Raw genomic sequence first — 12,743 nt, forward strand, 5'->3', positions numbered from 1 at the left:
GTCGACGCCGACGCCCACGCCGACGCCGACTCCCGTGGTCGTCCCGCCCGTGACCCCGCCGGTGCCCGGCGCGCCCGTCCGCAACCCGGACGGGTCGACGACCTGGAGCGGCGTGGGGGGCCGGCCGAGCGTCGTGCGCGGCGCCATCCAGGCCGCCTACGAGGCCGCGGGGGCGAGCACCTCGCGACTCGGCCTGCCGGACGGCGACGAGATCGCCCTGCGCGCGGGCGGCTCCGTGCAGCGCTTCGCGCGGGGCCTCATCTACGCCTCGCCCGCGACGGGCGCGCACGTCGTCAGCGGGGAGGTCGAGCGGCTGTACGCCGCGAGGGGCTGGGAGGGCTCGGCCCTCGGCTACCCGACGAGCGGGGAGATCCGCCTGCGCGCGGACGGCGTCGTGCAGCGCTTCCAGGGCGGGCTCGTCTACTCCTCGCCGGCCGCGGGGACCCACGAGGTGCGCGGCGCGTTCGGCGACCTCTACGCCCGCAAGGGCTGGGAGGGCGGCTCGCTGGGCTACCCGACGAGCGACGAGATCGCCGTCAGGGGCGGTGTCGTGCAACGGTTCCAGGGCGGGCTGACCTACTGGACCGCGGCCACGGGTGCGCACGAGGTCAAGGGCGCGATCGGTCAGCTCTACGCCTCGCGGGGCTGGGAGGGCGGTTCGCTCGGCTTCCCGACGAGCGAGGAGGTCCCGCTGCGCGACGGCGGCGTCGTGCAGCGCTACCTCGGTGGTCTCGTGTACTGGACCCCGGCCACCGGCCCGCAGGCCGTGCAGGGGGCCGTGCTGGCCCGCTACGCCGCGCTGGGCTGGGAGAACTCCGCCCTCGGCTACCCCGTGGGTGCGGAGTTCGCCGTCCGGGGCGGCGTGCGGCAGGAGTTCCAGCGCGGGCGGCTCACCGTCGACCCGGCGACGGGCCGGGTGCTGCCCGGCTGACCCCCTGCGCGCGACTCCCGGCCTCCGGCGGCCCGTGCGGCAGGATGCCCGCGTGAGCACCGCGAGCCGTCCCCGCCTCACCCTGCCCGCCGACCTCCTGCCCGCCGACGGGCGGTTCGGCTCCGGCCCGTCCAAGGTGCGCCCCGAGCAGGTGGACGCGCTGCTGCGGGCCGGGCGCACGGTCCTCGGCACCTCGCACCGGCAGGCCCCGGTCAGGGACCTCGTGCGCCGGGTGCGCGAGGGGCTGACCCGGCTGTTCTCCCTGCCGCCGGGCTACGAGGTGGTGCTCGGCAACGGCGGCAGCACCGCGTTCTGGGACGTCGCGACCCTGTGCCTGGTGCGCGAGCGCTCGCAGCACCTGGTGCTGGGGGAGTTCTCCGCGAAGTTCGCGCAGGCCGTCGCCGCGGCCCCGTTCCTCGCCGAGCCGGTCCTGGTGGGCGCCGAGCCCGGGACCCTGCCGCGCCTGGGCGACGTGGCCGCCGGCGTGGACGTCGTGGCCTGGCCGCACAACGAGACGTCCACGGGGGTCGTGGCCCCCGTCGTGCGCCCCGCGACCACCGGGGCCGAGGCCCCGCTCGTGCTGGTCGACGGGACCTCCGCCGCGGGCGGCGTCCTCGTCGACGTGGCGCAGACCGACGCCTACTACTTCGCGCCGCAGAAGTCCTTCGCCGCCGACGGCGGCCTGTGGATCGCGCTGCTGTCCCCGGCCGCCCTGGCGCGGGTGGCGGAGCTGAGGGCCACGTCGCGCTGGGTGCCCGCGTCCCTCGACCTCGCGATCGCGGTCGAGAACTCGGCGAAGGACCAGACGTACAACACCCCCGCGGTGGCGACCCTGGTGATGCTCGCCGACCAGGTCGACTGGCTGCTGGCGCGCGGTGGCCTGTCGTGGGCGGCGGCGCGCACCGCGGAATCCGCCGCCGTCGTCTACGACTGGGCCCTCGCGCGCGCGTGGGCGGCGCCCTTCGTGGCCGAGGAGGCCGCGCGCAGCCCCGTCGTCGCGACGGTCGACCTGGACCCCGCGGTGGACGCCGTGGCGGTGCAGGACGTGCTGCGGGACAACGGCATCGTCGACGTCTTCCCCTACCGCAGCCTGGGGCGGAACCAGCTGCGGATCGGGTTGTTCCCCGCGGTCGACCCGCGCGACGTCCGGGCCCTGACGGCCTGCGTCGACCACGTCGTCGAGGCGCTGAGGGAAGGCTGACCTCGGTGTTCCCGGAAGGTGAGGAATGCCTTTCCTCGCCTTTCGGGAGACCGTTCAGGAAAGGCATTCCTGGCTAGCGCGGTCACCTTCTCCGTGGTCATACTCGGGCCATGGCCACCGTGAACCTGGACCTCACCCCCATCCACCAGTGCTCCGTCAGCGGCTGCACCTTCAACGCGGACGTGTCCTGCCACGCGCCCGCGATCACCGTGGGCGACCACGGCGCGAACCACTGCGCGACCTTCCTCGGGCTGCCCACCAAGCACGCCACGTCCCCCGCCGGGCACGTCGGCGCGTGCCAGCTGGCCGACTGCGTGCACAACGCGGACCTCACCTGCACGGCGGCGACCATCGAGGTCGGCACCGCGAGCAACGGTGAGACGCAGTGCCTCACCTACGCGGCCGCCTGACCCTGCGCCGGCCCGCCTGACCCTGCGCCGGCCCGCTGCCCTGCACCGGTCTGGCCCGACGCCACTCACGCGCGCGACGCGCCGGCGCCTCGCGTCGACCGCGAGCACCCGACCGCCGGTCGCCCCACGCCAGGACGGCTGGGGCGCCGGCCGTGTCCGGTGTGCGAGCGCCCGCTGCCTCGACGACGAGACCCGCGGGCCGCGTCCTCGCCCCCCGCCGCCGCGTGGCGTGCGACGCGTGGCGTGTGACGTTCACGTTAAATCCGGAACGGTCCGTATCGCCGCGGCGTGCGGCCGTGGTTCGGTACCGCCATGCCCTCCAGCGCCCCCGGCACCGACACCCGACCCGGCGCGGGTCGCCCCGTCGACGAGGAACTGACCCGGCGCATCCTCGCGGCGGCCCTCACCCAGCTCGACTCCGTGGGCTACGCCCACCTGAAGGTCGAGCACGTGGCCGCCGCGGTCGACTGCGGCAAGGCCGCGATCTACCGCCGCTGGCCGACGCGGGCCGCGCTCGCCGCCGCCGCCCTCCTGCACCGCTCCCGGCTCGGGACCCCGCCGGACACCGGCGACGTCGTCGAGGACCTCGTCGAGCACGCGCTGCAGAACCTGGACAATCAGCGCCGCGACGCGGCGGTGCCCGACGGCCACGCGTGGGCCGCCGTCGTCGAACCCGAGGTCCGCCCGCTGCTCTGGCAGGGGTTCCTCGGGCGCCGCCGGGAACTCGGGCACGCGATCCTGCACCGCGCGGTCGAGCGCGGACAGCTCCCCCCCGACACCGACGGCGACGCCGTGCTCGACGTGCTCGCCGGGTTCACGTTCTACCGCAACGCCATCCGCCCGGCACCGGTCCGGCGCGAGCAGTACCGCGCCGTGGTGGCCGCGCTGGTGGCCGCACCCCCGAGGAACTCCGACCACCTCCAGGAGGAGCTGTGAGCACGAGCACGGACGAGCCGGGCGCCGGCGTCGCCGCGGCACCCGGGACCGCGCCCGCCAGGGCCGGGGCCGTCGTCGGGTTCCTGGTCTTCGTCGAACTCACCAGCGGTTTCCTGCAGGGCTACTACCTGCCGCTGTTCGGCGCGCTGACGACCCACTTCTCCATCACCGACGCCGACATCACCTGGTTCACGGCGCTGCAGAGCCTCGCCGCGGGGGTCTGCGTGCCGGTCCTGGCCAAGCTGGGGGACATCGCGGGGCACCGTCGCGTCCTGGTGGTCGCCGTCCTGGCCGTCCTCGCGGGAACCCTCGTCACGGCGCTCAGCTCCGACTACCGGCTGGTCCTCGCGGGACGCGTGCTGGTCGGGCCCCTCGCGGTGTGGCTGCCGCTGGAGGTGGCGCTCGTGCACCACCGCCTCGACGGGGTGACCGCTCGCCGCGCCGTCGGGATGCTGGTCTCCGCCCTCACGCTCGGCGCCGTGGTCGGGACGCTCGCCGCCGGTGCCCTGGCCTCGGTGCTCGACCTGACGGCCGTCCTGCTCGTGCCCGCCGTCCTCGTCGCCGCCTGCGCGGTGGTCGTGCTCACCGTCGTGCCCGAGTCCACCGTGCGGACCCACCCGCACGTCGACGTCGTCGGCTTCGCGGGGCTGGCCGTCGTGATGGTGGCCCTGCTCTGGGGCCTGCGGTCCGCGCAGACCGGCGGGTTCGCCGCCGCCACCACGGTGGTCCCCCTCGCCGCGGCCCTGGTGGTCCTCGTGGGCTGGGTCGCCTGGGAGCGCCGCACCGAGGTCCCGGCCGTGAACCTCCGGTTGCTGACGTCGAGGGCCCTGTGGCCGGTGTACTCGACGTCGTTCCTGTTCGGGATGGTCCTGTTCGGCACCCAGACCGTCCTCACCACGTTCCTCACCGCCGAACCCGGCCGCGCGGGCTACGGCTTCGCGCTCACCCCGGGTCGCACCGCACTCGTCACCGCCCTCTCCGCTCTCACAGCCGCCGTCGGGGCCTCCGCGTTCCCCGCCCTCGCCCGCCGGGTGGGGATGCCGGGCGTCCTCGCCGCCGGCTGTCTCGCCGGCGCCGCGGGGAACCTGCTGCTGCTGGGAGGCAACGCGTCACTGCCGCTGGTGGTCGTCGCCGTCGTCGTCAGCGGTCTCGGCAGCGGCCTCCTCCTCGGCTGCCTGCCCGCCTACGCCGCGGAGGCATCCCCACCCGACCAGACCGGCATCGCCACCGGCGTCTACAACTCCCTCAAGACGCTCGGCGGCGCCGCGGCCGGGGCCGTCTTCGGCGTCGTCCTGGCCGCCTTCGCGGTCGAGGGTTCGCGGAACTCCTCCCTCGGCGGGTACGAGACCGTCTGGGCGATCTGCGCCGGCGCGTTCCTGCTCTGCCTGCCGCTGCTCGCCGTGCTCCGCGGCCGGCGCGCCGAGACCACCGGAACCACTGGAACCACCACGACCACGACGACCCCGTGAGGAACCTCGCCACCATGACCTCCACCACCGGCACCGACGGCCTGAGCGTGCGCACCGCGTCCGCCTCCGACGCGCTGAGCCGCGACGCGGCGGGCCTGCTGCCCGAGCTGGTCGCCCTGCGCCGCGCCCTGCACGCGGCGCCCGAGGTCGGCCTCGACCTGCCGGCCACCCAGCGCGCCGTGCTCGACGCCCTGGCCGGCCTCGACCTCGAGATCACCCTGGGCACCCGCACCACCTCCGTCGTCGCCGTGCTGCGGGGACGGCACCCCGGTCCCGCGGTCCTGCTCCGCGGGGACATGGACGCGCTGCCGGTCGTGGAGCAGACGGGACTGGACTACGCCTCGACCAACGGCGCGATGCACGCGTGCGGTCACGACCTGCACACGGCCGGTCTCGTCGGGGCGGTGCGGCTGCTGCACGAGCGGCGGTCGGAGCTCGCGGGCAGCGTCGTGTTCATGTTCCAGCCCGGCGAGGAGGGGCTGGGCGGCGCGAAGATCATGCTCGAGGAGGGGCTGCTGGACGCCGCCGGCGAGCGGCCCGTGGCCGCCTTCGCGATCCACGTCGGCCCGGGGGAGGCGGGGGTCTTCTCGACCCGCGCGGGCACGATCGCGGCAGGCTCGAACCAGCTGCACGTCACCGTCCACGGAGCCGGCGGGCACGGGTCGAAGCCCGACGGGGCTCTCGACCCGGTGCCCGCGGTCGCCGAGATCGTCACGGCCCTGCAGGCGATGGTGACCCGGCGCTTCAGCGTCCTGGACCCGATCGTCCTCACGGTCACGCAGCTCCGCGCCGGGACGGCGATCAACGTCATCCCGGCGTCGGCGTCGCTCGGGGCGACCGTGCGGACGCTCTCGGTGGAGTCGACCGACCGCGTGGAGCGGGAGGCCCAGTCGCTCGCGGCGGGGATCGCCGCGGCGCACGGCTGCACCGCCGAGGTGCGGTTCGTGCGGCAGTACCCCGTCACCGTCAACGCGGCCGGACCGACCACCGAGGTCGTGCGCCTGCTCGGCGAGCGCTTCGGCGAGGACCGGGTGCACCTGATGCCCGCGGCGATGATGGGCTCGGAGGACTTCTCCTTCGTCCTCGAGCAGGTGCCCGGGACGTTCTTCTCCGTCGGCGCCAGCCCGGCGGGGGTCGACCCCGCGACGGCCGCGTGGAACCACTCCCCGCAGGTCCTCTTCGACGACGCCGTCCTCGCGGACCAGGCGGTCGCCTTCGCCCACCTCGCGCTGTCCTGGCTGGCGCCCGCGCGGGGGTGACGCGGCAGGTCAGGAGGTGGCGCCCTGTCCGACGGTGACGCCCTGTCCGACGGTGACCCCCGCGCCCAGGCCCGCCCGCACGGCCGCGAGCTCCGGCGCCAGCGCGCGCGCCAGTGCGGGCTCGACGCGCCAGGCCGTCGTCAGCTCGTCGAACTCCGCGAGCAGCCCGGCGCGCGGCGCCGCCCCGGTCCGCACCGCGCGCAGGAGCGCGTTGCGGGGGGTGTGCCGCGAGTCGACGAACTCGACGACGTCGACGCGGTAGCCGAGCAGCTGCAGGACGAGCGAGCGCAGCGCGTCGGTCAGGACGTCGGCGAAGCGCTCGCGCAGGATCGCGTGCCGCACCAGCGGTCCCGCGCCGCCACCGGCCGTGGCCTCGACGATCTGGCGCTGGACGTCGTGGTGGCAGCAGGGCGCCGCGAGGACGACGGGCGCCTGCCAGCGCACGGCTCGGGCCAGCGCCTCGTCGGTCGCGGTGTCGCACGCGTGCAGGGCGAGGACGACGTCGGGGGCCGCGCCGTCGAAGGGGTCGGCGTCGGCGATCGTGCCGGTCGCGAAACCCAGTCCCGGCAGGCCGGCCTCCGCGGCGAGACCGCGGCTGCGCGCCACGACGTCCTCGCGCACGTCGACCCCCACCGTCCGCAGCCGACGGCCGTCCTCCTCGGCCCGGCCGGCGAGCCAGCGGTGCGCGGCGAAGGTCAGGTAGGCGTTGCCGCAGCCCAGGTCGACGGCCCGCAGCTCGCGCCCGGCCGCGGCGTCGAGAGCGCGCGGCGCGAGCGGCGCGAGCTGGCGGACGAAGGCGTCGACCTGCCGGCGCTTGTCGCCGCCGGCCCCGAGCACGCGGAACAGCGGGTCGTCGGGGTCCACCAGCCGCTGCTTGCTGCGGTCGTGCGCCTGCGGCCCGGCGGGTTGGACCCCGCGCCGGCTCGTGGGGGCGCGGTGCAGCTGGGCCTCGCCCTTCTTGGTGACGCGGAGCTGGACGACCTCGGTGGCCGTCTCCACGTGCAGGTTCCCGAACGGCTGGGCGAGCAGCTCGTCGACCGCGCCGGCGGCCTCCTCGCCCAGGGCGACGTTGCGGGTGCTGACCAGCGGTCCCGTGCGCGAGAGCAGCTGCAGGTGCGGACCCGAGCGCAGCGCCACGGGCCGCACCTCGACGCGCTCGGCCGCAGGCGGTTCCAGCCCGCGGCGCCGGCCGGCCGCCACCGCGCGGACGAGCTGCTCCGCGTCGAGGAGCAGGGCGCGGACGTCGGCGAGGGCGGTGGGCAGGTCGGACGGCACGCGCCCATCCTCCCCCCGCCGCGGGGGTGCTCCGTCCGGGTGCTCGGGCCGCGCGCTCAGGCGGCGGCGACGTCGCGCTCGTCGCGCCCGGCGGCGGGCACGACGCTCAGGTGCGGTGTGCCGCGCAGCTGGTAGCGGACCCGGACCCTGGTGCGGCGCATCAGGTAGGCGCCCGCGAGGACGGCGACGAGGATCGACGGGATCGACCCCACCATGATCGACCAGGGGGCGCCGAACTCCGTGCCGACCCAGCCGACGACGGGCCCGCCGACCACGGTCCCGCCCTGCATGAGCGCCATGTACATGGCCATGACCCGTCCGCGCATCGCGGGGTCCGTGCTGATCTGCACGGTCGCGTTGGCCGCGGTCATCAGCGTCAGCGAGGCCAGGCCCATCGGCACGAGCACCGCGACGTAGAGCCAGTAGCTCGGCATCAGCGCGCCCAGCGTGGCGAACACGCCGAACGCGACGGCGGCGCCGAACACCAGGCGGAACCGCGGACGTTCGCGACGGGCTGCGAACAGGGCCCCCGTGAGGGACCCCACCGCGAGGATCGTGCCGGCGAGGCCGAACTCCCACGAGCTGCGCTGGTAGTGCACGCTCACCATGAGGGCGCTGGTCAGCTGGAAGTTCAGCCCGAACGTGCCGACGATCCCCACCACGGCGAAGATCGCGAGCAGGTCGGGGCGCTGCCGCACGTAGCGGACACCGTCGATCATCCGGCCGGTCCCCTTGGCGGGCCGCGGCTTCCGGGCCGCGGCGACCGCGGGCCGCATCATGTGCAGCGTCGTCAGCGGCGCGATGAACGTCAGGGCGTTGATGAGGAACAGCGGTCCGGTGCCGATCGCCGCGATGAGCAGGCCGGCCAGGCCGGGGCCCACGAGCCGCGCGGCGTTGAAGGACGCCGAGTTCAGCCCGACGGCGTTCGGGAGGTCCTCGGGGGGCACGAGCTCGGAGACGAAGGTCTGCCGGACCGGGCCGTCGATGGCCGAGGCGCAGCCGAGCAGGACGGCGAACACGTAGACGTGCCAGAGCTCCGCGCGCCCGGACAGCACGAGCGCCCCGAGCGCCACGCCCAGCAGCGCCATCGTCGCCTGGGTCGCCATGAGGACGCGGCGCTTGGGGAACCGGTCGGCGATGACGCCCGAGAGCGGCGCGAGCAGCAGGATCGGCCCGAACTGCAGCCCGGTCGTGATGCCGCCCGCGGTCCCGGAACCCTCGGTGAGGACCTTGATGACGAGCCAGTCCTGGGCGACGCGCTGCATCCACGTGCCGGTGTTGCTGATGACGGCGCCCGTCGCCCACAGCCGGTAGTCGCGGTGGCGCAGCGAGCGGAACGTCGGGTTGGCGACGAGGCGGGACCCGGCGCTCACTCCGAGATCACCGTGCGCAGGATCGCCGACGCCTCGGCCAGGACGGCGCGCTGGGCGGGGGTGAGCTCGGCGAGGCGGCGGCTCAGCCAGGCGGCCCGCTGCGCGCGCGTCTCCTCCACGGTGCGCACGCCGGCCGCGCTGGCCGAGATGAGCACCTGGCGGCCGTCGACCGGGTGGTCGGTGCGCTCGACGAGCCCCGCCTCGGCGAGCACCGCGATCGTGCGCGTCATGGACGGTGGCCGCACGTGCTCGGCCTCGGCGAGCTCACCGGGCGTGCGCGGACCGTGGACGACGAGGTGCGACAGGACCGAGAACTGACCGTCGGACAGCTCGTCGTTGCTCTTCATCGCCCGCAGCTTCCGCGCCGTGCGCAGGAGCGAGACGCGCAGCTCGACGGCCAGCGGCTCCACGGTGGGAGGGGCGGTGCCGGCGAGGGAGGCGGAGCGGGTGGGCGCGGTCTCGGGTGGCACGGGGCCAGGGTAGTCGTTAGCGAAGGTAATGACCAGCGGCAACGAGTTCGCCGCGCACCACCCGAACGGGTGCAGGCGCGCCCGGCCGTGGTGACCGCGCGACAGGCGCGGACTACCGTTCCAGCCCTACGCGCCGTTACAGTCAATGACGTTGAGTGATGTCGCACCACCCGTACGGACCCTGCTCGACGAGCGTCGGAGGTGGCTGGTGGGAGGACGCGTCGTGGCGCCGCCTCCGGGTCGGGCGAGAGGCCGGGCCCGGTGAGCCGGGGTGCGGTGAGCCCGGGTGCGGTGAGGCTGGACATCGCCCAGCGGCACGGCGACGGGCTCGAGCGGACGGGGCCGGACGGAGAGGGGCGGACGACGGGGATGACGATGGTCGCGACCAGCACGGCAGGCGCGCGAGCCGCGGACGCGGGGCCCGGACCCGGCCGGGCGGAGGACGCCCGGCTCGACGTGGCGGGGGCCGCCGTCCTGCGCGCCCAGCGCTGCTTCGCCGACTGCGCCGACGCGGCCGCCCTCGCCGAGGAGCTGGTCGCGCAGGCCCACCAGGCCGGGCACCAGCGCGTCCTGCTCCTCCACACGGTCGCCCGCTCCCGCCACCGCGAGCTCGAGGTCGTCGCCGCCCGCGGCGACCTGCTGCTCGTCCCCGGCAGCCGCCTCGTCGGCACCGACCTGCCCCGGATGACGCCCTCGGCCGTCGTCGAGCTGGTCCCCGGGGACGTCCGCGCCCCGCGCCTGGCCGTCTGGGGGTCGGCGCTGCCCGGCGCCGCCCCGCTGGAGGTGCTCGCGGCCGCCGGCGGCGCCGCCTGGCGGGCCCTCACCGCGGCCGCGCAGGAGCGCGCGGCCCGCACCGAGCTCGCGTCGACGGAGCTGCTGCTGTCCGGCGCCCTGCGCCTGGCCGGGCTCGGGGAGTGGTCCTGGGACCCGGTGGCGGGCGTCGTCCACCTCGACGGCCGCCTGCGCGAGATGCTGCAGGTGCCGGCCGGTGCCCCCGACCCCGACCTCGCGTCGTGGCGCGGGCAGATCCACCCCGACGACCGCGGTCCCTTCACGGGCGTCGAGGACCCGGCCGCCCACGCGGGGACGTCCGCGCCCTACCCCTTCCGGGTCACGCTCGCCGACGGGCAGGTCAAGACCTTCCTCGGCATGAGCGTGCCGCTGGGCAGCGCCGTGCACACCGAGGTGCAGGGCCTCGTCCTCGACGTGTCGAGCGGCGACCGGTCGACGGGCGAGCTCGTCCGCCTCGCGCAGTGCGACTCGCTCACGGGCCTGGCCAACCGCGCCGTCCTCGACGTGCGGCTGGCCGAGGCCCTCGAGGTCGCGGCCCCGGGCCGGGCCGTCGCGCTCGTCCTGCTCGACCTCGACCGCTTCAAGCTGGTCAACGACACCCTCGGCCACCAGGTCGGCGACGCGCTGCTGCGTCAGGTGGCCGTGCGGCTGGAGGAGGCCGCGCCGGCCGGCTCGACCCTGGCCCGGCTCGGGGGCGACGAGTTCGTCCTCATGGTCCCCGGCGTCGACCGGCCCGAGAGCGCCGCGGTCATGGCGCACAACCTCATCCGCCGGCTGCGCGCCCCGCTGCTGCTGCCGGGGCTCTCCGAGCCGCTCGTCTGCACCAGCAGCGCGGGCATCGCCGTCGGCTGGGAGGGGTCCTCGGACGAGCTGTTCCGCAGCGCCGACATGGCCCTGTACCGGGCGAAGGACGCCGGCCGCGACCGGTGCGCGGTGTTCGACTCGGCGATGCGCGACGACGCCCGCGCGGCGCACGACGCCGAGCACCGCGTGCGCCGGGCGCTGCGCACCGACGGCCTGCGCGTCGTGTGGCAGCCCATCGTCGACCTGCGCGACGACCGGCTCGTCGCGGCCGAGGCGCTCGTGCGGCTGCAGGACCCGGTCGAGGGGCTCATGCAGCCGTCCTCGTTCGTGGACACCGCCGAGGACACGGGGCTCATCGTCGACGTCGACACGTGGGTGCTGCAGGAGGTCCTGCGGCAGCTGCGGGAGTGGCGGATGTCGGGCTCGACGATGCAGGTCTCCTTCAACGTCTCCGGCAAGACCCTCGAGCACCCTTCGTTCGCGCACCGCCTCGCCCACAGCGTCGAGAGCACCGGGGCCTCGGGTGCGAGCCTCCTCGCGGAGGTCACCGAGCGGACGCTCATCGACCTCTCCAGCACCACGCGGGCGAGCCTCGGCGAGCTGCACAGCATCGGGGCGCGGGTCGGCCTCGACGACTTCGGCACGGGGTACTCGTCGCTGTCCTACCTCGACCGGTTCCCGCTCGCGTTCCTCAAGATCGACATGTCGTTCGTCCGGCCGCTGGGCCAGACCGCGCGCGCGGACGCCGTCGTCCAGGCCCTCATCAGCCTCGCCCACGCCCACGGCATGGTCGTCACGGCCGAGGGCGTGGAGACGGAGCTGCAGGCGAAGACGTTGCGGGACATGGGGTGCGACCGCGCGCAGGGCTGGCTGTTCGGGCGTCCCGTCGCGGCGGAACTCCTCACCGGCCTGCCGCGCTGACCTGCGACGGGTACCCGCCGCGCGGGGCGCGGGGCTCTCAGCTGCGCCGGTGCACGTGAGCGGCGTCGGCCTGCTGCACGGGCCGCACGACGACGTGGTCGAGGTCGACGTGGGCCGGCCGGGTCACGGCGAAGGCGATGACGTCGGCGATGTCCTCGGCCGTCAGCGGGGTGACGCCCTCGTACACCTTCGCGGCGGCCTCCTCGCTGCCCAGGCGGACGACGGAGAACTCCGTCTGCACCATGCCGGGCGCGACCTCGGTCACGCGGATCGGCTCACCCAGCAGTTCCTGCCGCATCGTCTTCACGACCGCGCGCACGGCGTGCTTGGCCGCCGTGTATCCGCTGCCGCCGGGGTAGACCTCGAAGCCCGCGATCGACCCGAGCACGACCACGTGCCCGTTCCCGCTGCGGCGCACGGCAGGCAGCAGCGCCCGGTGCACGCGGGTGAGCCCGATGACGTTCGTGGCGTACATCTGCGCCCACCCCTCCGGGTCGGCGTCCTCCACCTTGTCGGTGCCCAGGGCACCGCCCGCGGAGTGCACGACGACGGCGACGTCGCCGACGGCCTCGGCGAACGCCGCCACCGAGGCGGCGTCCGTGACGTCCAGGGGCAGGGCGCGGCCACCGACCTCGCGCGCCAGCTCCTCGCAGCGCTCGACGCGGCGGGCACCGGCGACGGTGTCGAACCCCGCGGCCGCGAGGGCCCGCACGGTCGCGGCGCCGATCCCGCTCGACGCACCCGTGACGACCGCCGTGCGGCCCGTTCCCCGTGCCTCTGCCATGGCGCCATCCCAGCAGACGTGCGGCGGGTGCGCGTCCGCGGGTGCGCTTCCCCTGCCGCGCGGGCCGGAGGAGACTGGGGCCCGTGCCGCTGTACCTCCCGCCCTCCCGGGCCAAGCC

At 75.6% G+C, this 12,743-nt stretch carries 11 protein-coding genes; 7 read left to right on the forward strand and 4 right to left on the reverse strand.

The annotated features are described in order from the left end of the window. The 6 genes from GTR02_RS14255 to GTR02_RS14280 form a co-directional block, all read left to right on the forward strand. The coding region (locus GTR02_RS14255) for an LGFP repeat-containing protein (protein WP_240895727.1) at window positions 1-931 on the forward strand (931 nt) is incomplete at its 5' end. A 52-nt stretch (window positions 932-983) separates the two neighbouring features. After that, a complete protein-coding gene (serC, locus tag GTR02_RS14260; RefSeq protein WP_338073816.1) occupies window positions 984-2,132 on the forward strand; it encodes a phosphoserine transaminase in 1,149 nt (382 codons plus the stop codon). Window positions 2,133-2,242: 110 nt separating this feature from the next. Further along, the gene (locus GTR02_RS14265) at window positions 2,243-2,542 is read left to right on the forward strand and encodes a DUF1540 domain-containing protein (RefSeq protein WP_205709281.1); all 300 of its coding nucleotides are present in this window, start codon (window positions 2,243-2,245) and stop codon (window positions 2,540-2,542) included. Window positions 2,543-2,854: 312 nt separating this feature from the next. Beyond that, window positions 2,855-3,478 carry a TetR/AcrR family transcriptional regulator gene (locus tag GTR02_RS14270; protein ID WP_166608160.1) on the forward strand — a complete coding sequence of 208 codons (624 nt, stop codon included), beginning with the start codon at window positions 2,855-2,857 and terminating at the stop codon, window positions 3,476-3,478. Further along, on the forward strand, window positions 3,475-4,947 hold the full coding sequence (locus tag GTR02_RS14275) for an MFS transporter (RefSeq protein ID WP_166608161.1): 1,473 nt from the start codon (window positions 3,475-3,477) through the stop codon (window positions 4,945-4,947). Before GTR02_RS14270 ends, GTR02_RS14275 begins: the two co-directional genes overlap by 4 nt. Before the next feature lie 14 nt (window positions 4,948-4,961). Continuing rightward, entirely contained in the window at window positions 4,962-6,206 is a 1,245-nt protein-coding gene (locus tag GTR02_RS14280; protein ID WP_166608162.1) for a M20 metallopeptidase family protein, read from the forward strand. Between the two features lie 9 nt (window positions 6,207-6,215). On the opposite strand, the gene GTR02_RS14285 is transcribed toward GTR02_RS14280, so the two are convergent. Genes GTR02_RS14285 through GTR02_RS14295 form a run of 3 tightly spaced genes read right to left on the reverse strand, consistent with a single transcriptional unit; the run spans window position 6,216 to window position 9,324 of the window. Continuing rightward, on the reverse strand, window positions 6,216-7,481 hold the full coding sequence (locus GTR02_RS14285; protein ID WP_166608163.1) for a methyltransferase: 1,266 nt from the start codon (window positions 7,479-7,481) through the stop codon (window positions 6,216-6,218). A 56-nt stretch (window positions 7,482-7,537) separates the two neighbouring features. Further along, window positions 7,538-8,854 carry an MFS transporter gene (locus GTR02_RS14290; protein ID WP_166608164.1) on the reverse strand — a complete coding sequence of 439 codons (1,317 nt, stop codon included), beginning with the start codon at window positions 8,852-8,854 and terminating at the stop codon, window positions 7,538-7,540. After that, entirely contained in the window at window positions 8,851-9,324 is a 474-nt protein-coding gene (locus GTR02_RS14295; protein WP_338073817.1) for a MarR family winged helix-turn-helix transcriptional regulator, read from the reverse strand. Before GTR02_RS14295 ends, GTR02_RS14290 begins: the two co-directional genes overlap by 4 nt. 291 nt (window positions 9,325-9,615) lie before the next feature. Here GTR02_RS14295 and GTR02_RS14300 point away from each other — a divergent pair, with 291 nt between their 5' ends. Further along, window positions 9,616-11,841, forward strand: coding sequence for an EAL domain-containing protein (locus GTR02_RS14300; RefSeq protein WP_166608165.1), 2,226 nt, complete (start codon window positions 9,616-9,618; stop codon window positions 11,839-11,841). A 37-nt stretch (window positions 11,842-11,878) separates the two neighbouring features. On the opposite strand, the gene GTR02_RS14305 is transcribed toward GTR02_RS14300, so the two are convergent. Continuing rightward, complete coding sequence (locus tag GTR02_RS14305) at window positions 11,879-12,625, reverse strand: SDR family NAD(P)-dependent oxidoreductase (RefSeq protein WP_166608166.1); 747 nt, start codon at window positions 12,623-12,625, stop codon at window positions 11,879-11,881. Window positions 12,626-12,743 lie beyond the last annotated feature (118 nt).

Source organism: Kineococcus siccus, from assembly GCF_009906795.1.
Lineage (GTDB): Bacteria > Actinomycetota > Actinomycetes > Actinomycetales > Kineococcaceae > Kineococcus > Kineococcus siccus.

Bases quoted from the DNA above. Each gene is read 5' to 3' on its own strand.
- GTR02_RS14265 (WP_205709281.1), top strand. From the start codon at position 2,243: ATGGCCACCGTGAACCTGGACCTCACCCCCATCCACCAGTGCTCCGTC.
- GTR02_RS14270 (WP_166608160.1), top strand. From the start codon at position 2,855: ATGCCCTCCAGCGCCCCCGGCACCGACACCCGACCCGGCGCGGGTCGC.
- GTR02_RS14280 (WP_166608162.1), top strand. From the start codon at position 4,962: ATGACCTCCACCACCGGCACCGACGGCCTGAGCGTGCGCACCGCGTCC.
- GTR02_RS14305 (WP_166608166.1), bottom strand. From the start codon at position 12,625: ATGGCAGAGGCACGGGGAACGGGCCGCACGGCGGTCGTCACGGGTGCG.